Consider the following 21,104-nt stretch of genomic DNA (forward strand, 5'->3'; position numbering starts at 1 on the left):
TTGAGTTTCGCTGAATTAAGTTTTCTGCACAAGAACAAATCAAAAAATATTTCTAAAATTAGCGAATTGTAAATCAACTCCAGCGAATTGTAAATCAAACTATCTTGAACTCAAAGCAAGACTAATAATTAATAAATTTGCATAATTAATGATTAATCAACACAAATGATTTCAATAGCCATCATAGAAGACGAGCCTGCCATTCGTCAGGAAATAGAATTTCTAATTAAACAAGAACCAGATACACAGCTTTTGGGTTTCGCAGAAGATGTAAAATCGGCTGTAAAACTTATAGTTACCAAACAGCCCGATGTTTTGCTTATGGATATCCAATTGCGCAACGGTAACGCTTTTGATGTTTTGAAGTCACTTGACCCGGTTCCACAGCACATTATTTTCATCACCGCTTATAACCAGTTTGCCATCAGAGCCATTAAATACGGTGCATTGGATTATCTGCTGAAACCTATTGTAAAAGAAGAACTTACCGAAGCCCTGAACCGTTACCGCCGTCGTCGGGATAATAATCCGCATTGGGTACAGCAATTGTTTTTAGCCGAACAATCGGTTAGTACTGGCGAATTACCGGCACAGATTGCCATCCATTCGGTTAATACGATGCGTATTGTATCAGTTCAGGAAATTTTGTATTGCAAAGGCGATGGTCCCTATACTTTTTTTCACTTGAGCAATGGCGAAAAACATTTGGTATCGAAACCGTTAAAATACTACGAAGAATTGTTGCCTGCACCATACTTTTTAAGAACACACCAATCTTTTTTGGTTAACCGCGAATACATTATCGGGTTAAAACGTTCTGAAAATCTGCTAATGAAAAATCAGGAAGAAATTCCTGTATCTACCAGAAAAAAGAGCTTCATTATGCAACATTTATTACCACACCAATTATGAGATTTCTAAAAATATTTATGCTGTTGTCCATTTTAATTGGTGCCAATAGTTGTAAAAAGAATGAACCGAAAACCAAACCCGAAACAACACTTTCTAAAGCATTTGACCGCTTGAAAGATAAAAAATTATCTGCTGAAAATGCAGACAGTTTAAAGACAGCCTGGTTTTCGATTTACAATAATCCCGAGCTAAAGAAAGACACTGTTTTATTTGCAGATGTGAATTATAACATTGCCCGATTTTACGGAATGCAAAACAATGACAGTGCCGAGGTTTACGTGAAACGAGCACTGGAAATCATTGAACTTACTGCTACAAATTTGGATTTGAAAGCCCATATTTATATGGGAATGGGTAATGTTTGCAATCAGAAGGTATTAGAACATCAGGCCAATTATTATTATAACAAAGCCGCTAATATTGTTCTGGCAAACGATACCATCAACATTAGTCCTAAGGCAAAAACGATAATGCTTTTGGCAGCCGCTCAAAGTAACAAATCGCTCTATCAGTTAGAATTGGCTGTAAAAATGAACCGTGCTGCATTGGCATTGGTGAACAAACTTGAACCTGGGGATATCAATCGCAGGCGGCCATTAGTGCAACTTGCACAGATTTTTTTGGATTATAAAATGGCAGATAGTGTGCAGACGTATATTCAAAAAATAGAACAATTAGATAAGGATTTCCCCGGTGCTTATGACCCTGATTTTCTTTATGAAACCAAGGCCAGTTATTATTATTTAAGGCCAGATTACAAAAATGCTTTAAAATACCACTTACTGAAAAAAGAACTCGATGAAGAGCAGTACAAAAATGAAGGCACAAATCCGGTTCCTGTTAATAACTACTATGTTACATTAGTTAATATCGGTGTGTGTTACAACTTGCTGAATGACAATGACAATGCTTTGGCTTATCTAAAAAACGCAGAAAAAGTACAATCGGAACACGTAGATTTAATCTCTGCCGAAAATGAAATTCTTTATTACAAAACGCTTTCTAAAATTCAAAAAAACACCAGTAGAATAGGAGAAGCCCTTGCAAGTATGGAAAAAGCTTTTGAGGTACAAAATGAAAACAGCTACAACCAGAATATGCAGGCTGTTGCGGAAATGGGCAGTTTGTACCAATTGCAGGCAAAAGATAATTTTATTGGTAAGCTAAACGAAAACATAAAAATCAATCAGCTGGAACTAAAGGAAAACCGGCTCTGGCTCATTATTTCTGCACTTGTAGTAGTACTGTTACTGCTGTTATTCGCACTAATCTATTACAGAAACAAGCAACAGCGTGACAATCAGGAACGGGAGAAAATTACACTACAACAGCAATTACTAAGAACCCAGATGGAACCGCATTTTATCTTCAATACCTTATCGGCTTTGCAAAGTTCTATTCGGTTAGATAAAAAAGAAGAAGCTATAAATTACCTCAGTCGTTTCAGTAGGTTATTACGAAGTAGCTTAGAGCTAAGCCGAGAACAAACGGTGCCTTTGGGCGACGAAATTGAAGCCCTCGAGAATTATCTGAACCTGCAACAATTGAGATTTGAAAATGCGTTCGAATATGAGCTCAACATTCCATTAGAACAAGATATTGAAATGCTGATGTTGCCACCAATGCTCATACAACCTTTCGTAGAAAATGCCATTATCCACGGTATCGACTTGGGCAATGCCAATGCAAAAATTACTTTAAATTTTGAATTAAACAACAACTTATTGACCGTTCAAATTGCAGATAGTGGCAAGAAAGGCAATGTTTCTAATGCTATTCCGGGCACATCACTTTCGGGCACTATTACCAAAGAACGTATCCGATTATTAGGCAAAAATGCGAGTGTAGAAATCCATCAGAATGAAAAAGGTGGCACAACGGTGGTGTTGAACATACCGATATAGTAGATAATTTTTGTTATTGAAACAATAGGATGAAAAGCAAATTAAGAAAAATAACCATCAACAATTTGATTTATTTGTATGTTGTAACCGATAAGTATCATCACCAAACTTCAACAAATACGCTGACCATAAAAATATTCTTAGCTGGGCATAAGCAAACCCCATTGATTATTGATTTTTTAACATTAGACCATATTTATATGGGGCAAGTTTTAAAGTCGGGAATTAAGATGTATAACTATAATCGTAGTGAGGAAGAAATTGTAAATCTTAATGAGCCAAAATACATTCGTGAGCTTATTCTTTTGGGCAGAGCAAAAGGATGGGAGGGAGCCAATAAAGTCGAAAAACAAAATGGGCTTCATTATTTGGAAACATTAGGCTATGATGTCAACATTTTATTGCCAATTGAAAAAGCTATTGAATAGTGTCATAAAAAATGAAAAAAGTAATAATTCTTCTCTTTGTCGTTTCACTTGTAGCAACCGCTTCAATTGTGTTACAAACCATTAATCATAGCGAAATTGTCATTACTAATTATGATGGATATTATAACAGCCAATGGCAAGAAAAAATAAAAAACAGTTCTGATGTTTCTTATTTAAAAGCCGAAGCATTAAAGTTAAAAGCCGAAAACAGAGGACGGAGAAATGATAAAAACAGTTTGATGCTAAATATATGCCTCAAAACATCGGTTTTATTCCTGATACTCTTTGCTACAATGCTTTGTTTTCTATTTTATAAAAAGAAGTAATTCTTGCGAATTGTAAACCAACCCCTGCGAATTGTAAATGGTGAGCAGTAGAAAACATCAATAGTTATAAATTTGAAAATTAGAAATAAACTTCGCTAATACAGCTAAAATCGGGTGGATAAGCGAAGGTTTGTTTCGCTTATAAATAAGTTGTGCGATATGCCTCAATCAACATCCTGTATAAATTGAAACGACACAAAAAACAAATGAAAACTTTAACCTTATCAACCTTAATTACTTTTATATTCTTTTTCCAATCTTGTGGACAAGCACCAAAAGCTATTGAAGTAAATCAAACTAAAATTAAAGACAATAAATACACCTTCAATAATTCTGTTACCGTTGAAGATATAAAAAACATTCAGCAAGTTCCGTATATAGCAAATTGCAATGACACTATTTTTTGGAGTTTAGTAAAACAAGGAAAAGATAACATTCCTAGTTTAATAGATAAATTAACAGATGAAACTGTTTTAAATGATGTTTATGTCCCAATGTTTGGCGGAAAATACACAGTTGCCGATGTAGCTTTGACAATTTTAAATGAAAAAATAAAGGACATTCCAATTTTTGAGTTGATAGGACAAAAATTTAGTGAAGATTGCGGATATTGTACTTATTGGTATTTCGTGAGGGAAAGCAAAAATAACAGACGGTTTTTACAGAAAAATTTAAAAAAATGGTATCAAGAAAACGAGAATAAATTAATTTGGGTTCAATCTGAAAATTCATTAACTGGTGATTGTTTTTCTCCAGTGTAGGGACATTATGAAATTAAGTAAAATAAGCACAATCGCACAACATAGTATTGCCAAAAGCGGGGCGAAACTGCAAAGTTCAACGGCAGTTCTTCGATTTAATTTTTATGCAAAATTGAAGATTTTCGCTTCGATTGCCCCACCATCGCCAAGCCCCAAAACGTTGGTGGCAATTTTCCGGCCGACCGCTAACAGACGAAACACTGACACTTAATGAAAATTGATTTTCAAAGAAGTTACTTAATAAATCAATAAATTTTAAAATTAACCAAATAAGACTAACGCCAAAAGACCAAATGAAGATAAGCCAATTAATATTTTTCTTAAATTTTTTATTGTTATTTACATCTTGTAATGGACAAACCAATGAACAATCAAAAAATATAGATTTCGTAATTACAAATGATTATATGTCTGAAAGAAACCTTTCTTTTATGGGCGGACCTATGCCGTCAAATTATAAAAAAGGGATTATTGACAGTTTGGGAAATTGTTTTGTTGAACGATATGATAACAACAACAATATTGTTGAAGAAAAATATTACAATAAAATTGGTGCATTGTATCATACCAATAAAAATTTTTATGACATTAAAAACCGAATAGAAAAAGCAGTTGAAATCGACGAATTTAACAATGACACTTGCGTGGTTAAATATCAGTATACAGATAGTTTGAATTTGGTAACCCACAGACGTGTAACCTCATCTTGCAAAGAAGATTTTTTAGATTTTTATTATAAGTACAATGAGAAAGGCATAAAAACAGAAGAGTTACTGAAAGAAAATAATGTTTTTATTCGGAAAAAAGCAATTCAGGATATTTCTAAAAATGAAAAATTAATAAAATCCTATGACACCGAAAATCGCCTGTCAACTTATGTGTACAAGTACAATGAAAAAGATTTATTAGTCTATGAAAAACGTAGAGAATGGGACTATGTAATAAAAGGAGATTATTTTGAAACAGGACAGGAAAACGAAATTTTGTATAAATATGACAAAAACGGCAATTGGATAGAACGAACCACACAAACTTATTGTTTGCCCGTAAAACATAAACCAACAAAAAAAACAAATAAAGAAGAACCACCAAAAGTAAAAGAAATTGGAGTGTACAATTCGGAAAATTGCACTCCAGAAATTAAGGAAAAACTGATTAGAAAGATATACTATAAATAAAACTGCCACCAACAAGGGTTTTGCAATAGTGGGGCGAAACTGCAAAGTTCAACGGTATTTATTCGGTTCAACTTTTGTACAAAATTGAAGATTTGTGCTTCGATTGCCCCCACCATCGCCAAGCCCCGAAACGTTGCCTGCTATGCTATGATCGACACTTTAAAAATGGAACAAACTGACGACATCGACATATTACTGACACTAAATCCTCACGGTTGGAGTACTTGCTTTTTGGTTGACAAAGGAAAGGCTTATGAATTTACGATTACTCACGTTTTTAGCGACCCATACTTTGATTTAATTCAGGTATTGACAAGCCTAATTAACGGACAGAAGTTTGCAACTCTTTTTTGGTATGGAGAACCAGGTGGACATCGCTTTGAATTTACGACACAACACGACATTATATTAGTTTCAGTGGACGAATTTGGGGAGACTTTTGACGAAGAGCCAAAATTGTGTCAATTAATGTTTTTATTTGAAATAAAACTGAAACAACTGATTACCATTTTCTATTTGCAACTGCAAAAGACACGAATTTTGTTGTTGGACAAAAATTTTGCAGAAAATAGAGAACGGGATTTTCCATTTCAAGAATTTCATAAATTTGAAAGACTTGTAAAGCAATTTTTGGATTTATAAACTGGGTGAAAAAGCACAGCAGGCAACAAGGGTTTTGCAATAGTGTTGCGAAACTGCAAAGTTCAACAGTTGTTCTTCGTTTGAACTTTTGTGCAAAATTGAAGATTTATGCTTCGATTTAGCTCCTCCTAACTATGTCTCCCGCCCGAATGAAAATCCCGAAAAGTTTCAGATTTTGGCGAATTGTAAACCAACCCCAGCGAATTGTAAATAGCCAGATCTTTTAAAACCCAATATTTTTAACTTCCCAACAAGTAAATACTGCCAAATCAAATAAAAACATTGAAAACAATTTACAGAATTTTCTCAAGAACCTGGTTTTTAAACATTATCGCGATAGTAATTATGATGTTCACAGTGCAATTTGCAGTAATTGGAATTATCAATATCGTCAAAAACGGAGTAGAGTATTACCTGAATGAAAATTTAATAGGCGTTCTGTTTTTTATTATCCTATTAATTTTTGATGCTTGGATTTTAACAGCAACTTTTCTACCGATTATAAAAATTAATGCAGAAGGTATTACAGCTTATTCCATTTTTTGGAAAAGAAAAATAGCGTGGACAGAAATAACATCAGTTAAATTAATAAAGGCACAAACCCGTCAATCAACAGGGCTCTCGTCCATCACATTTGAATTTACCCAACAACCCGAAACCAAAAATAATGCTTTGCTTAATAAAGGAGTAAGGGTAAATACATTTATCTTTATTTCAAAAAAGTCAGTAAAAAAAACAATTGCACATTCTTCGAGCTGGAAGTTGTTAAGTCATAGCAAAATAGCAACACCCGAAGCAATTGCATTTGAATATGAACCGAAAGCCTTGCAAATTATTCAGGAACATCTTAATAAACAAAAAACTTGAAACCCATTTTTAAAATAATTGTGATTGTTGCTGGTGCACTATTGTTGCTGCTATTTATATTTTACTTCAATTTCGACAGCGGACTGATGCGAAAACCCGCTGAACTAACAGACCGACTGGAGCAAACAAAACTGGTTGACTATAAACGAGACCAATATCAAATCAGAATTGGTGAGAATTACAAAAACAGTAAGATTGATTGGCGTTGGAATGCGATGTCGGATGAAGATGGCCATATCAGCCCCAAAGGAAAAGATGCCTTTATGTATCTTGGCGAGCCAGTGATTAAATACAACGATAATGAATGGCTGGTTGCCTTGTACATCACTACCGAAAAAGAAATCATCACTTCTGTGATCTGCTCTGTAGTTTTTGCTTTAGATACAGAAAAGCAAAACGCAAAAGCAGATTTTTTGAAATTATTGAATAAAGATATCACCCAATTACAAAACCCCACTATTGTAAAAGCTTTGGTGACGAAGGGGATTTATAAAACCTCGGAAGATAGTTTTACCTCGGTTTTTAGCCTTACAAAACAAGATCGTAGCGAATACAGCACATTTGAGTATAAAGTGTATGAAGAAGATTAATAGATAAATCCTAACATCAACAAATGAAAAAAGTTTATTATCAACCGCAAGGTATTAGCATATTTATTGGAACTACACTGATGTTGATTGGTCTTTCGCCTTTAATGTTTGATATCTATCTGGCAATTGAAGATGAAACTACCTTGGCTTCTTTTTTTAGTTCATTTTTACCCGGCAATTATTTTGCCTACGGTATTGTAGACGGAATAATATCGCTCATCCTGGAGCTACTATTGTTTGCCATTTTTTTAGGGATGTTTGTCGCAGGATTGATGTATGTGAAAAAATCACAAAATATTCTGAAACTGGAATTTGGTGATAACGAAATTGCCTACGCTACATTGAATATTAAAACAAAAGGAGATGTTTTGGCAACCGCATTTGGTTATCTACAAAACTATGAAACTATAGACTACACAGAAATTGATAAAATTGAATTGCTAAATAATGGAAGCCGAAAACTTATCAAGCTAAAACTGAAGAAAAGAGAGTTTTTGCTTAACATTCGTTTCCCCGAAAGTGAGGCCGAAGAGGTAAGAAAGTTTATAATGGGTAAAATGAAATAAAGCGAATTGTAAACCAAGCCCAGCGAATTGTAAATGGTGAAACTTTGCAAAAAACAATGTAATTAAATTTGATTAAGTGAAACAAGCTCTGCCAATATACTAAAATGGCGGTATTTGCGCAGGTTTGTTTCAGATATAAACACATTGGTAGTAATTTTACTGACCGACCTATCTTAAAAACAAAACATCGAGAAACAATGAAAAAAATATTAACGTTTTTACTTTTAGCAACTTGTTGCATTTCTGCATTTTCACAGAAAGGACCAAAGCCCAAAGGGGTATTTTCAACAGTTGGAACTTCTGAAATTACTAAAAAAGATAAATTAATAGGGACTTATAAAATTAGAAATAAACGATTTAATGTTTATTGTGGTTATCAAGACTTGGACACTGATTTACGACAAGAAAAAGGCGATACATTAGAAGTTTATAAAATTGTAAGCTCTGAAAAGGACAAATGGAAACACAGTGAATTTGAAATCACAAAATATGCTACAAGAAATGGTAAAATTATTCGGGAAGGTTTCTATAAAGCAGAAAACGACACACTTACTGTAACTGAACACGGATTTGATTATTACAATGCAGATAAGTTAATTACAAAGTATATTACTGACAAGTATGGACTTAAAGAAATAAGCAAAGAAATGAAAGGAATTAACTCTCAAAATTTATCTGATAAATATCTAAAACCTGCAGAAGTAAAAGTTCCGCCACCAGCAAAAAATTAGCTAACGTTGGTTGCAATTTTTACCTCAACCTAAAAAACATACAGTGAATGAAAATTTTATTTTACTTATTGATTTTAACAGTCGCCTCTTGTAAATCAGATGCGGGAAATCAGCCCCTCATTTTAGAACAACATTCTAAATTTAATTTAGAAGCAGTCAATTTTTCGGAAGATGTTGCAAAACTTTTTTCAAAACATATAACCATAGATGCCGATGGCTATTTTGAATATGATAGTTTGGCCAACGGAACGCTTACACAAGAAAAACTTCTTTATCCGACCCCAAAAACCATATCAAAACCAAGGCGTTTTGGTTACGTATACCGTAGCCCACTTTTAAACAGTGTTGCCAGATACAACGATTTGTTTTTTGAACATATTGCCATATTGACCGACAGCAACAAAAAGCCGGTAGCCTATTATGCGGAAGCCAAAACGGACAGCATTGATGCGCAAAAAAATCTGCTTCATATTTTCAATAAAAAGTATGGCAAGCCAAAATACGCATTCAACATTTCGCGTGATTTCAATATTTGCTCCTACGAATGGGATTTAAAAGACAAAACAATCCAATTAGAAACGGGATTTGGAATGACTTCTGACACTAGTAATAAGGATGGAATTTATTTCAATACCCGTATTTTAATCATCGACAATCAAAAAAAAGATGCAGTTTACAAAGCTCATTTTTTTGAGTACAGCGATAAAGTGGAATATCAGGGTAAATTATATTCGCCAGAAGAATTGGGGTTAGCACGCAAACAAATTGAAAAGGACAATTTTTTATTAAACTCAACGAATGAGGAATATATAAAAGACCCGTTCCACAGCATAAAATTTAGAAGTGATGACCCTAAAATTAACTAATTAAACAATAAAATTCCCGTCAAAACGGACGGCAAAACAACAAGAGGGTTAAGTGAAAAAACTACCGCCAATAAAGGGGGCACTAGTGGGGCGAAACTGCAAGGTTCAATTCTTTAATTAGCGAATTGTAAACCAACCCCAGCGAATTGTAAATGGTGGTAATTTGCAAAGGCGGAAAGTAATACATTTGAACTTTAGTAATAGACATTCGCCAATACATTCAGAATTGGATGAATATGCGCTATTTTATAAGTTAGCGGAAATGCCAACAACGCATAACGGTAACATTGAACCCCAAGCCTATGAAATATTTAGTTTTCATTCTTTTATTTAGTTTCACCGCAAGTGGACAAAACTCAAAAAAGAAAGTATATATTCAACATAACAACTCAGATAGTCTTGAAGTTATCGAAGGTAAGAGAAAATATGCTTATAATTTTATTTTTCCAAAGGCATCAGTCATTGATTCCTATTTCATTTTATCAAGAGATGAAACTTTTTATATCAAATATGAATTTAAAGGTTCTGCTCGTTCACTTTATTTCATTATTGCGGAATTCAAGTGGAAAGCAAAAAACATTTATCTGAATAATTATACTAGTCTTAATAACCGAGAAGGCCAATGGTCTGGTGTAGTGAAATTTTTGGACAATAAACAAATTAGCAACTTTGACCAAGTTGAGGAAATATTTTTTTCAGTTGAGAATAACGACAAAATTCACGTTTTTAAAAACTCAAGAGAAATTGCCACAATGAATCTTCCTAATGAAATCGAAAATGAAATGATTTTGGATGATGAAGTGATATTTAAAATTTTGAATGAAGCCAAAGATATCTCAATCGAATAGCGGCACAGCTGTTAACACAAGGGTTTTGCATCATGCGGGCTGAAGTGCAAAATTCAACATTAGTTTTTCATTTAAACATTAGTAATAAAATCAGTTTTTGTGCTTCAATTTAGCTTCGCTGAACTAGGTCTTCCGCCTGAAAACAAAGTCCTAAAATAGCAAACACATCATTAATATACAGCAATGTCTGTATTTCATTGGATTAATTTTTTAGAAACCAAAAATGAATATTATCCTGATTTCGAAAAATACTTAAACGATCATAAAAGCATTAATAAATGAAAATCTTAAGTACTTTATAGATGAACAAAACCGTTAAAATCGCTGTTGCTCTGATTATTGTCATCGCATTGGGAATGATTGGGTTCGCTTATCTAAATCAAGAAGAATGGACTACAAATAGTAACTGCGCAAATTGCGAATTAGCAGAAAGCGGAAAACCTCAAAGGTTGATAGGCACCATAAAAGCAGAGACCGAAAATAAAATGCTTTTTACGCAGCTGGAAAGCGGAAAAACCTATTATTTAATTCCTTGCGATGTGCAGTGCGACAACCACCTAAACCAATGGTTTAAGCAAATAGGTTTTACAGATGTGGCAACCAAACAGCCTTTGTATTTTGATATTGAAGGAAAGCTTGACACCATTAAGCAGGAGTTTTTACTTTCCAGTGTGTTGTTATTGAATGAAGATGAGGTGACCATCAAACAAAAATACATCGAACCCGAGAAAGCCAAAAATCAAACCTTAATAGCACTAAAAAAGAAATACAACAGCATCAGCGAAGCCACCTTTCCACTCAATGAGGCCTCTGTTTCCGAATTCAGGATAGCCATTTACAATCATTTTTCCGAAACCGAAAGAAAACAATCAACACCCATAAAAGAGGTGACTTGGGAAGTAAACGAGACCACCTTGCTTACGATTTGGTTTATACAGAAAGAAAATGAATGGAGACCGATTGAGCAATATCAATGGCAAAAGGGAACCGAATGTTAATCATTTGATGTCGACAAATTGTTCAACCGTATGATACAAATATCAATGAAAAGAAAATGGTTTGGCAAATAAATATAATATATGATAAAAGCCTACATCAATAATCAGGAACTATCGGCCGATGCGTTGCATTATGACCAGTGGTTTTACAAAAAATACAATGAAAATAAGGCGGTTTATAACTTCAGTATAATAATTCCGTATGATGATTTTGTACAAAAGCTGAAACCAAATTATGAGCAACTCATAGAAGAACTCACGGAGGATGACCGCTTGCACAACGAGAATTTCTTTCTTGACAGCTATGGTATTTCGGATTATCCGTTTTTTGAAGAGGTAATAAAAAATGCAGAGGAAGAAAACTATAAAATTGATTTTTTATCTTCATTTTTTGCTGAGCAAATTTTCAGTACCTATGTCAATACAAAATCGGCAGATAAATGGATTATCAGGAAACTTACCAAAATTGATAATGACGGGAAAGAGGTTTTTATAAACGACGAAGTACAACAAATGGATTGATATGTCAAAAATACAATGTAATTGCGGGCAAATTATTCCCGACCAATCAGACTTTATCAAACACAAAGCACACTTTGTTGCCGACCAGGATTATTTTGACTTGTTAGATGAAATTGAAAACAGAGAATGGAACGACCTGGCTACAAGAGCATCGAAGTATTTTAGTGAGATTTTTCAATGCAATTCCTGCAACAGCCTCATTGTTTTTAAGGATAAAAAGCGTTTTGATTTTGCGCCATTAGACAAAGACAAAAGCTCAGGAATACTGACATCGTATTTGGGCCAAAAATGGTTGGGAACGCTATCGGCCAACTTTAGAAACGGGCAGGGAGACATTTTTTGGAGTACCAATTTGGAAAGTGGCTTTAGACAAAATTTAGCTCTTGAAGAACTTAGACAACTGTACCATCAAAAATATAAAGAATTGACAGACTTAAATATTTTACGCCATTCTTTTCTAAACATCAACGGCATAATCGAACACGTGTTTAAGCACCAACCATAAAAAGTTAGCAAAACGTATCACAACCAATGGACTGAAATTTCATTTTTCAAGCGAATTGTAAATGAACCCCAGCGAATTGTAAATGGTAGCAATTTGTAAAAGCTACTATTTTTAAATTTGAATAACGCAAAATAATAGTGCTGATACAAATGCTATTGAAGGTATATACGCTAGTGAGTAGCGGATATGAATAAATGGGATGATATTATTTAATAACCCAAACAAAGACAGTAAAAAAATATAAATGAGCGAAATAAAATTTGATTATAAAACAGACTATATTCTAGAAGACGAAACTGTAGTTTTAAGACCTTTAAAAACAGAAGACTTTAAGCACCTTGTAAATTTTTCAATTAATGAACCTGAAATTTGGGAATTTAATATTGGTGGTGCAAACGGAGAAGAAAATTTATTGAAATACATCGACAATGCTATCAATCAAAGGCAACTCGAAAGGCAATATCCATTCATTATTTTTGATAAGAGAACCAAAGAATATGTTGGAAGCACGAGATTTTATAATATTGACTTGGAAATGAAAACAATTGAAGTCGGCTACACTTGGTACGGGAAAAAATATCAAGGAACTGGAATTAACAAAAATTGCAAATATTTAATGTTCGACTTTGCATTTGATAAATTAGGAATGGAACGAATTGGACTTGGAGCTAACAGTAAAAACCTGCGAAGTATAAATGCAATGAAAGGAATTGGTTGCACAGAAGAAGGAATTTTAAGAAGTCGGAGTTTTGACCAAAATGGAAACAGGATTGATGCCATAATTTTGAGTATTTTGAAAAATGAATGGAATGAAACTTGGAAAACGAAACTTAAAGAAAAAACGATAAAATAAGGCACTAATGCTTAAAAATTTTGTCAAAACCGGCACTAAATTTCTTCGCTTTACCTTTTCTGCATAATTGAAGATTTGTGCTTCGATTTTCCCGCCCGAACACAAAGCCCAAAACATTATATACTTTTTTAAACAGAGATTTATGCAAATACAACCATTAACATCAAATCAATCGCACAACGAAATTTTATTTGAAAGTTTTGTTATCGAAAATCTCAATTCTTTTGATGAATTAATTGAAGTTTATCAGACCTACAAACAAAATCATCCTGACAAGACAATAATTTTGACACTTGACGATTTAGGACAAGCTGAATATACCAGTGGACATTCAATTTACGCAAATGACCTTGACGAAACAGAAGGTTATGATTTATCAGGACTAGACAAAACCTGTTTTGAAAATGGCGAACATTTGGGCTATCTTTCAACCCCGTCTGAGTTTTTCATCAGAAAGGAAAACTTCCTCAAACAAACAAAAGGTATTGACTTCAAATCTGTATGCGATAAAGAATTAACAATTGATGAAGACGAAATTTCAATTTTAGAGAATATTAATCAGTCGCCATTTGAATATTTAGACGACCAAATAATTCTTAAAATCGTTCCAGTTGAAAAATCATACGAAGCAATGTGCGGATTTCCAAACGGATACTTTGAAAGCGACCTAAATCCTTTTGAAAACTACGCTTTAGCTAAGCATCTCTTTGAAAATTACAATTTTGAACTTTTTGGAATTGGTGCTTCGTTTTTAGGTTTTATAAGAAATGGAAATTTAGAAGAAAATAGAGTAAAAGCGTTAATTACTGACTTGTCAAAATTGTACAGCACAACCGAAAATACATTTGACAAATTGGCTGGGGTATTTAAAAATCAAAATTATTTGTTTTTAAAATACATTGAATATTTGGAATAATAAAAAAAGCCACCTTCAGCAATACCAAAACCTTTGGCAGTAATGCTTTTGAAGCCCCTGTTAAGAAAATTATGTATAAAAAAATTCCGCAAAACATTCAATCTATTTTAGACGATTTACATTGTCCGATTTTGCTTAACCGCCATTTAATTTTGGTTTACAATTTAGGATTAGATTTAACCGAAAAGATAATATTTGAGTTTCCAACTTTAAGGCTTCTTACCGATGAAATCGTATTTGGAACTGCAACACACGACATAGGAAAGATTATAGAAAAAAATGAATTAAGAGAAAAGGGAAAGCAACACGAGCAAACCGGTTACAAAATTTTGATGGATTATGGCATTAAAGAGAATTTGGCCCGTTTTACAATAACTCACGGAGATTGGGAAAATGAAAATTTAGCCATTGAAGACTTAATAGTTACTTTAGCAGACAAAATTTGGAAGGGACAAAGAATTGACAAACTCGAAGAAAAAGTTATTGCAGAAATTTCTAAATTGACAAATATCGATTATTGGACAGTTTATTTAAAAATAGATAATATTATATCTCAAATTATCAATGGTTCTGACAAGAGACTGAATTGGCAAAACAACTTTGAAATTTAGCACTATTGCCAAAAAGGGTTTACCTTCGGTGAGGGCTTTGCCGTTTGTGTCAAGCTGGCTAAAGTTTAAAAACTAGCGAATTGTAAATGGTGAACGGTAGAAAACACCAATTGTTATACATTTGACTTGCAGTAATAAACTTCGCAAATACAGCTAAAATAGTGTGGATAAGCGAAGGTTTGTAGCGCATATAAATAAGTTAGCGGTAATTTTGCAGAACCGATAAACAACCAAATGATGAATAAAATAAAAATGAAAAAATGTCTTATAATTATTTTAAGTTTCTTATGTCTTTCAGCTTGTTCACAGACAAAGTCTGAAACTGATAAACCAAAACACTTTTTAAGTGATGATGCTTTGGAGTTCGACTTAATAGATAAAATAAAAAAGGTAGATTGGATTGTTATAGACTCTACAATTGCAGGAAATGATGGCGAAAATTATAAAGGATATTACAAAGGAACAATAGATTCAGTTAAACTCTTGTATGACAAGAAATTCAAATTAATACAATCCGATTTAGTAAGCAGAAGTATCCAAACATATGCTGAAGATGGCAATGGAAAAATTGTATTTAAAAATGAAAAACTATTGTTGGATACATTTTCTAATATCAAATATGAGGATATAAATAATTTCACATACAGAATGTTGATTAAGAATAATAAATTGGTTGACTCGCTCTGGATTCATAGAATTTATTATAATAAAAACGGAGATATAAAAGAGGCTCAAGTTTTGGACAAAGAGTTTTATCATAGAAAGAAAATGACCGAAAAAATAGAGTTTAAATATAAATACGATGAAAAAGGAAATTGGATAGAGAGGACTACAATTTCTGGTCCAGAAAACGAAAGGTCGGTAACACAGATAGATATTAGAAAGATTGAATATCAATAAAAACTACCGCTAACGAGGGTTTTACGTCAAAAAAAATGAAAAAAATTGTAATTAGATTTTGGATAATTAATTTGTTAATAAGCATTATATTGTTTGTAGCTTATAGAATTGCTATTTCTCAAACGGAGACAATTAATGGAAATTCATTTGAAAAATGGATACAGTTTTTTGAACTATTATTAAACTTTGGTTTTTCGTTTTTTTACTTTATTGCTATGATTATTTTTTCTTTTGCAATTCTTCTAAATCTTATAAAAAAAGTAAGGAATAAATTATATTTATCGTTTTTGACATTTTTAGGATTACCATCAATTTGTATTATTTATATGATTTTTACGGAGTTGATTAATTTCCAAATGCTTAATTTTTTTTCGGTAATCTATATATTTATTATGACGATACAATTTTTAATGTTTAGAAAAATAATTGAAAAAACACGAAGTGAATAAAAAACTACCGCTAACAAGGGTTTTGCGTCAGGCGGGCTGAAGTGCAAAATTCAACAGCATTAATTCTATAGACCTTTGTGCGAAATTTAACAGTAATGCTTCGATATTGTCATTATCATAAATAACGAAATTAATGTTGAAAAACCATTTTAATCCTGAAGAGATATATGGAAAAAAATTTTACAAAAGACTATATTGAGTTTTCTAATGAATTCAGAAAATCTAACGCTTCTAAAGAAAGTATTGATAAATTATATGATTTATTATACGATTTAGAAAATTCTAAAAGAACTGCTAATGATAATTTAATCCTCTCAAATGTTTATAGCTTATTGGGTTTTCATTTATCAGCTTACGAGGTTTTTAAATCTGTAGCAGATTTGATTGATAAAAAAACAACTTCAAAACTTTATCTGATGGAAGAAAAGGCAAAATCACACAAAAATAATTTTGCTATAAAGGATATCAGAAAGTTTAGACAGAAAAACGAACAAACAAAACTTTCAATAACTGATTTTGTAAAATCCGAAAGAGGAGATAATACATTTACAATTATTGAAAAAGAAGTTGTTGTGTTCAATAAAATCGTAGAAAACAAAAAAATACAAATTTCAATCTACGGAAATCACAAGATTGAAGATTATGCTAACAAAATAATTGACTATATTTTTTTGTTAGGCGACTGTAAAATTGAACTGATAGAATTTTATAATAATGAATTGAGCGAAGTAACAGAAGAAACAGCAAACAACAATTGGTATGACACGTTAGAAATTTTAAGTGTAAATATTGGTGTTGCAGTCAATGGGAATTTATTCGCTGAAATTTCAGCAGGAGATGATTTTGCACCAGACCATATTCTTGATATCGAAATGGATGAACAAAAAGTAACAGAAATGAACTACGACGGATAAAAAATCGCCAATGAGGATTTGATTTATAGCCGTTATTCAGCAAAGCATCTAAATAAATTTTCAATACGATATCATACCAAACCAAATGGAAGAAATCATTCAAAAATTAGACAAATATTTATCGACATTAAGGCCTGAATATTATTCAGAACTTAATGAACCTTTGAACGACACGCAATTAGATAAATTAGAAGAATATTATAAAATTGAAATCCCAAAAGATTTACGAACGCTATACCTGTGGAAAAACGGGCAAAACCCCAACTGTTATGAGGCGTTTGTGAATAATTCTTGTTTTATTCCTTTGCATCAAGCCCTTTATGACGCTTCTGAACTTACATCGATGATTGGGTTCGATTTCGAAATCGAAAATTGGTGGAACGAAAACTGGATACCCATTTTTCAAAATGGAGGTGGCGACAGTATTTGTTATGACCTAAAAGGAATTTTTACGGAACAAAAAGGGCAATTAATAGAATTTTGGCACGCCGACAACGACCGAAATGTAATTGCACCAACATTAGAAACTTTTTTCCGCAAAATTGTAGACTTTTATGAAACCACCCCAAAAGATGCATTTGATGAATATTTTCAAATTGAAAAAATTGAAAACTATCCAAAGAAATTCATTTTAGACTAACCGAGAAATCACTACTGCCAATGAAATCAAAAATAAGACGGCATATTCTAAAAGCACTAAGCACCGAAATTGTTGGAGCCTTGGCGTTATTTGTATTTTTTTATACGCTATTTTTTAATCTAAAGGAAACTATTGAAATTTTCAAATGGTGTGGAACATCTATTGTTTTTGGTTGTAACGCCAGTTTTGGTTTGGCTTGGTTTGTACCAAATTGGCTATCGGCTTTTCGCCCTTTTAAAAAATATTTTGGCGTTATTATCATTTTCGGTCTGTTGATAGTCGGTATCATTGCAGCCACATTGTTTCTGGGGTTTAGCGATAATGCCGACATTAATGGCATTTCTAGTATTTTCAGCATTATATTGTTTTTTTTTACTATTTGGCGGTGTACCAACTTTGCTGGTAGGGCTTTGGCTTGGAAATAGGTTAAAGCAATTAAACCCTAAATAGGAGAGTGGTATTGGTTCATAATCCAGCGAATTGTAAACCAACCCCAGCGAATTGTAAAAGGTTCTGTTATCCAATTCCATCAATTAATAGTTTTGGTTTAGAAATAATAAAATCCAAAGAATACTTAGATGGAACAACCTGATTTTAACAAGAACGAATTACAAAATAGTGCGAAGGAAAATCCACCAAAAAACAAAAAGAGAATTATTTTGCTTGTATTGCTAGCCATTATTTTGCTGGCAGTAGTGGGTGTTTTGGCTTTTAGATATGGCAGTTATGTACAACGGCAGGCAGATGAACCTGTAGGTGGGGCTTATACTGCAGACCCAGGTATAATGAATGGTTTGGCCAGTCACAATGAGCTTGAACAATGGAGTGGTGCCATATTTACCATACCCGAATACAACACAATTCCGGAGCATTTTAAACGGGCTATTGTGAAAATTTTTCTCGACAATAAATTTTATACCAATGAAGACGGCAACCAACATTTTTTCACCAAAATAAAAGACCGTTCATCAAAAGTAATTGCATATGGCGATTATACAGGCGAAGGCGATACACAAATGGCTTTCTTGCTGGAAAAAGCAGATTTCCAAAGCAGTGCAATTTTCATCATTACCAAAGAAGGAAATCTGCTCTATTATAAAGACATTGGTAACGAATTGCCAACCATAAAGCGGTTTTCCAAAGGCGATTTAATCTATATGGATGAAATGAAGCTCATTCGGGCTCCGTTTGACGGTATCATTAAGCAAACCAAAGGTTCCAAAAACGTTTTAATTTACAACTCCAAAACCAAAACCTTTGATGAATATTACCAGTACACAGCAGATGATATTAAGCATTATAATGATGAAGATGCACTGGATGAAGAACCAGTAGAAGATGTTGATAGTACAGCAGTAAAAAGTGAGAAACCACAATGATGAAAATTAAATCTTTGCAATATTTTCTGGGATTATTGATGATAATCTCCGGAACAATCTTGTTTTACCTTTTGGGATACAGCTGGCTGTGGTTGATTATTCCAATTACGGGGATGGTTTTGGTAGCATTGTCTGATAAGAGTATTTGGCTTAAAGCATTTACCATTGTGCTGGTTCCTGTGCTTTCAATTGTTGTATTTTTTTTAGTATTGATATTAACCAGCAATGAGGCTATTTAAATCAAAAATAAAATGAAAAATTTCAATAAACATCTCCTAACATTACTGCTTATTTTGCTATCGGCACATTGCTTTTCGCAAAAAACAACGTCAGAATTAGGGATCGGTTTATTGGCTTTTAATCCCGATTTCTCCTTAAATCTATATCTTGAAACCGACTTATAAAAAAAACTAAAAAATATTATGAATAAACTATTACTTTTGATAACTTTTAATTTGATTTCTGTGTTAAGTTTTGGGCAACAGAAACCAGGCTATAAGGAAATAAAAACAATTCCCGAGGTTGGAGCTCACGCATTTTTGCCCGATATTCATATCTCGGAAGATAGTTTAAGTATCAACTATAATTCCGGAAGCATCAAGACTTTTGGAGCCGAACATAACGCTCTGCTGTTCGAGACAAATGCAAAATTTCTGGAATTTATCAAGAAAAGAGTTTTGCTTGATGGCGTTTTGGCAAACAAATGCAGGTCTTGAATAACCATGACTACAACAATCAACTGTTTTTTGTTTTAACTTTTTTATTTCAGGTGAAGATTTATCAACAAGATTTGTAATCAACATAAATACATCCAAATTATCAGTATTGACTTTATAAATACCTATACCGTTAACAATATTTAAGCAGATTGACGATAATTCCCAACCATCATATTCATCACTTGAAAAAGTCCCATTATGAAGTTTTTCATAATTATTTTCACTTCCAAATTCTTTAACTACCAAAAGCTGATTTTTATTTTTTTCAATGGAATGTTTATTAAACCAGCTCCACATTCATGTTTCTGATTTTAAAGAGTAAGTTCCTACAGAAACATACTTAAAATATATCTCATCGTCATCATTGTTGTACAACCTTAAAAGTTCTGTTTCACCGTCATAAAACCAGTTTGCATACGAATCAATTTCAAAAGTTTCTTTAAACTTCTCTTGAATTTGAATTAAATTATCAAAACTTTGCTTGTTGTATTTTTCGTAATTCATTTTACATTTATAGTTCTTTTTAATTACTGAGGAGAGTCTGGAACATCATCACTTGATTTTGCCCAACGTATTGGGTAGCCATTTTTAGTTTCTTTTAAATCGGTACGTTCCATTTTTATCAAATCACTTTTTATATAATACTTATCTTTCTCTTTGTAAATAACCGCTAATGGATCTGTAGCTGATTGATTATTATCAAAAATGTATAACTTATTATCTGTGGATTTGCAGTTAATTTTATAATTAAATTGAATATCTCCACTAAATCCAAATTCATTATTGTCCTTAGAAATATTTATGTAGTAGTTTCCTTGTTTTTCGCTGTCAATATTATAAGGATAAAGCCAGTAAATACCATCCCAATTTATTTTTTGCGCTATCATTGGGTTCTTAGATAGGTCTTCTGCTTTTTCTTTTTTAAATACTACATGATTTTTTGACTCTGTTGGGAGTTTTTCAGATGATTGATTAATTTCTTTCTGGTTATTTTTTTTGCAGCTAAATATTGAAAAAAAAACAATTAATAAGCCGATTAAATATTTCATAACTGATAGTTTCTTACTAAACTAAATACA

The 21,104-nt window shown here is 32.7% G+C and carries 26 protein-coding genes and 1 pseudogene; 25 read left to right on the forward strand and 2 right to left on the reverse strand.

The window, feature by feature from the left end; translation table 11 throughout:
- The first annotated feature begins 165 nt into the window (after positions 1-165).
- The 25 genes from EG359_RS02225 to EG359_RS02345 all read left to right on the forward strand — a co-directional run bounded on the left by EG359_RS02225 (position 166) and on the right by EG359_RS02345 (position 19,545).
- Complete coding sequence (locus tag EG359_RS02225) at positions 166-912, forward strand: LytR/AlgR family response regulator transcription factor (protein WP_076355429.1); 747 nt, start codon at positions 166-168, stop codon at positions 910-912.
- Positions 909-2,816, forward strand: a complete 1,908-nt coding sequence (locus tag EG359_RS02230) for a histidine kinase (protein ID WP_076355427.1) — start codon at positions 909-911, stop codon at positions 2,814-2,816. The genes EG359_RS02225 and EG359_RS02230 overlap by 4 nt, the downstream gene beginning before the upstream one ends.
- Before the next feature lie 29 nt (positions 2,817-2,845).
- Complete coding sequence (locus EG359_RS02235) at positions 2,846-3,244, forward strand: hypothetical protein (protein ID WP_076355425.1); 399 nt, start codon at positions 2,846-2,848, stop codon at positions 3,242-3,244.
- A gap of 11 nt (positions 3,245-3,255) precedes the next feature.
- A complete protein-coding gene (locus tag EG359_RS02240; RefSeq protein ID WP_076355423.1) occupies positions 3,256-3,570 on the forward strand; it encodes a hypothetical protein in 315 nt (104 codons plus the stop codon).
- 206 nt (positions 3,571-3,776) lie between these two features.
- Positions 3,777-4,331 carry a hypothetical protein gene (locus tag EG359_RS02245; protein WP_076355421.1) on the forward strand — a complete coding sequence of 185 codons (555 nt, stop codon included), beginning with the start codon at positions 3,777-3,779 and terminating at the stop codon, positions 4,329-4,331.
- 407 nt (positions 4,332-4,738) lie between these two features.
- Positions 4,739-5,509: a hypothetical protein gene (locus tag EG359_RS02250; protein WP_123867248.1), complete on the forward strand. Its 771-nt coding sequence runs from the start codon at positions 4,739-4,741 to the stop codon at positions 5,507-5,509.
- Between the two features lie 165 nt (positions 5,510-5,674).
- Entirely contained in the window at positions 5,675-6,151 is a 477-nt protein-coding gene (locus tag EG359_RS02255) for a hypothetical protein (RefSeq protein ID WP_123867249.1), read from the forward strand.
- Positions 6,152-6,433: 282 nt separating this feature from the next.
- Positions 6,434-7,018 (forward strand): hypothetical protein, encoded by a 585-nt coding sequence (locus tag EG359_RS02260; protein ID WP_123867250.1) that lies wholly within the window; start codon positions 6,434-6,436, stop codon positions 7,016-7,018.
- Positions 7,015-7,608, forward strand: coding sequence for a hypothetical protein (locus EG359_RS02265; RefSeq protein WP_123867251.1), 594 nt, complete (start codon positions 7,015-7,017; stop codon positions 7,606-7,608). The genes EG359_RS02260 and EG359_RS02265 overlap by 4 nt, the downstream gene beginning before the upstream one ends.
- Before the next feature lie 23 nt (positions 7,609-7,631).
- Entirely contained in the window at positions 7,632-8,174 is a 543-nt protein-coding gene (locus EG359_RS02270; protein WP_123867252.1) for a hypothetical protein, read from the forward strand.
- Positions 8,175-8,371: 197 nt separating this feature from the next.
- The gene (locus EG359_RS02275; protein WP_123867253.1) at positions 8,372-8,905 is read left to right on the forward strand and encodes a hypothetical protein; all 534 of its coding nucleotides are present in this window, start codon (positions 8,372-8,374) and stop codon (positions 8,903-8,905) included.
- A 47-nt stretch (positions 8,906-8,952) separates the two neighbouring features.
- Positions 8,953-9,771: a hypothetical protein gene (locus tag EG359_RS02280; protein ID WP_076355407.1), complete on the forward strand. Its 819-nt coding sequence runs from the start codon at positions 8,953-8,955 to the stop codon at positions 9,769-9,771.
- 302 nt (positions 9,772-10,073) lie between these two features.
- Positions 10,074-10,619 (forward strand): hypothetical protein, encoded by a 546-nt coding sequence (locus EG359_RS02285; RefSeq protein ID WP_076355405.1) that lies wholly within the window; start codon positions 10,074-10,076, stop codon positions 10,617-10,619.
- Between the two features lie 302 nt (positions 10,620-10,921).
- The gene (locus tag EG359_RS02290; protein WP_076355403.1) at positions 10,922-11,617 is read left to right on the forward strand and encodes a hypothetical protein; all 696 of its coding nucleotides are present in this window, start codon (positions 10,922-10,924) and stop codon (positions 11,615-11,617) included.
- Positions 11,618-11,698: 81 nt separating this feature from the next.
- A complete protein-coding gene (locus EG359_RS02295; RefSeq protein WP_076355401.1) occupies positions 11,699-12,139 on the forward strand; it encodes a hypothetical protein in 441 nt (146 codons plus the stop codon).
- A gap of 1 nt (position 12,140) precedes the next feature.
- Positions 12,141-12,644 (forward strand): hypothetical protein, encoded by a 504-nt coding sequence (locus tag EG359_RS02300; protein WP_076355399.1) that lies wholly within the window; start codon positions 12,141-12,143, stop codon positions 12,642-12,644.
- Between the two features lie 244 nt (positions 12,645-12,888).
- Positions 12,889-13,497 (forward strand): GNAT family N-acetyltransferase, encoded by a 609-nt coding sequence (locus EG359_RS02305; protein ID WP_076355397.1) that lies wholly within the window; start codon positions 12,889-12,891, stop codon positions 13,495-13,497.
- Between the two features lie 142 nt (positions 13,498-13,639).
- Entirely contained in the window at positions 13,640-14,413 is a 774-nt protein-coding gene (locus tag EG359_RS02310; RefSeq protein ID WP_076355395.1) for a hypothetical protein, read from the forward strand.
- 71 nt (positions 14,414-14,484) lie between these two features.
- Positions 14,485-15,024 carry an HD domain-containing protein gene (locus EG359_RS02315; protein ID WP_076355393.1) on the forward strand — a complete coding sequence of 180 codons (540 nt, stop codon included), beginning with the start codon at positions 14,485-14,487 and terminating at the stop codon, positions 15,022-15,024.
- A 234-nt stretch (positions 15,025-15,258) separates the two neighbouring features.
- On the forward strand, positions 15,259-15,924 hold the full coding sequence (locus EG359_RS02320) for a hypothetical protein (protein ID WP_076355391.1): 666 nt from the start codon (positions 15,259-15,261) through the stop codon (positions 15,922-15,924).
- 616 nt (positions 15,925-16,540) lie between these two features.
- Positions 16,541-17,287 (forward strand): hypothetical protein, encoded by a 747-nt coding sequence (locus tag EG359_RS02325; protein ID WP_076355387.1) that lies wholly within the window; start codon positions 16,541-16,543, stop codon positions 17,285-17,287.
- An 85-nt stretch (positions 17,288-17,372) separates the two neighbouring features.
- Positions 17,373-17,927, forward strand: a complete 555-nt coding sequence (locus EG359_RS02330; protein WP_076355385.1) for an SMI1/KNR4 family protein — start codon at positions 17,373-17,375, stop codon at positions 17,925-17,927.
- 20 nt (positions 17,928-17,947) lie between these two features.
- Positions 17,948-18,352 carry a hypothetical protein gene (locus tag EG359_RS02335; protein WP_076355383.1) on the forward strand — a complete coding sequence of 135 codons (405 nt, stop codon included), beginning with the start codon at positions 17,948-17,950 and terminating at the stop codon, positions 18,350-18,352.
- A gap of 153 nt (positions 18,353-18,505) precedes the next feature.
- The gene (locus EG359_RS02340) at positions 18,506-19,306 is read left to right on the forward strand and encodes a hypothetical protein (protein ID WP_076355381.1); all 801 of its coding nucleotides are present in this window, start codon (positions 18,506-18,508) and stop codon (positions 19,304-19,306) included.
- Positions 19,303-19,545: a hypothetical protein gene (locus tag EG359_RS02345; protein ID WP_123867255.1), complete on the forward strand. Its 243-nt coding sequence runs from the start codon at positions 19,303-19,305 to the stop codon at positions 19,543-19,545. The genes EG359_RS02340 and EG359_RS02345 overlap by 4 nt, the downstream gene beginning before the upstream one ends.
- Positions 19,546-19,875: 330 nt before the next feature.
- Here the strand turns inward: EG359_RS02345 and EG359_RS22920 are convergent.
- Together EG359_RS22920 and EG359_RS02360 are read right to left on the reverse strand one after the other, a co-directional pair.
- A pseudogene (locus EG359_RS22920) lies at positions 19,876-20,529 on the reverse strand (DUF6882 domain-containing protein).
- 23 nt (positions 20,530-20,552) lie between these two features.
- Positions 20,553-21,074, reverse strand: coding sequence for a hypothetical protein (locus tag EG359_RS02360; protein WP_076355373.1), 522 nt, complete (start codon positions 21,072-21,074; stop codon positions 20,553-20,555).
- Between the last annotated feature and the right edge of the window lie 30 nt (positions 21,075-21,104).

The sequence above is a fragment of the Chryseobacterium joostei genome (assembly GCF_003815775.1).
Taxonomy (GTDB): Bacteria; Bacteroidota; Bacteroidia; order Flavobacteriales; family Weeksellaceae; genus Chryseobacterium; species Chryseobacterium joostei.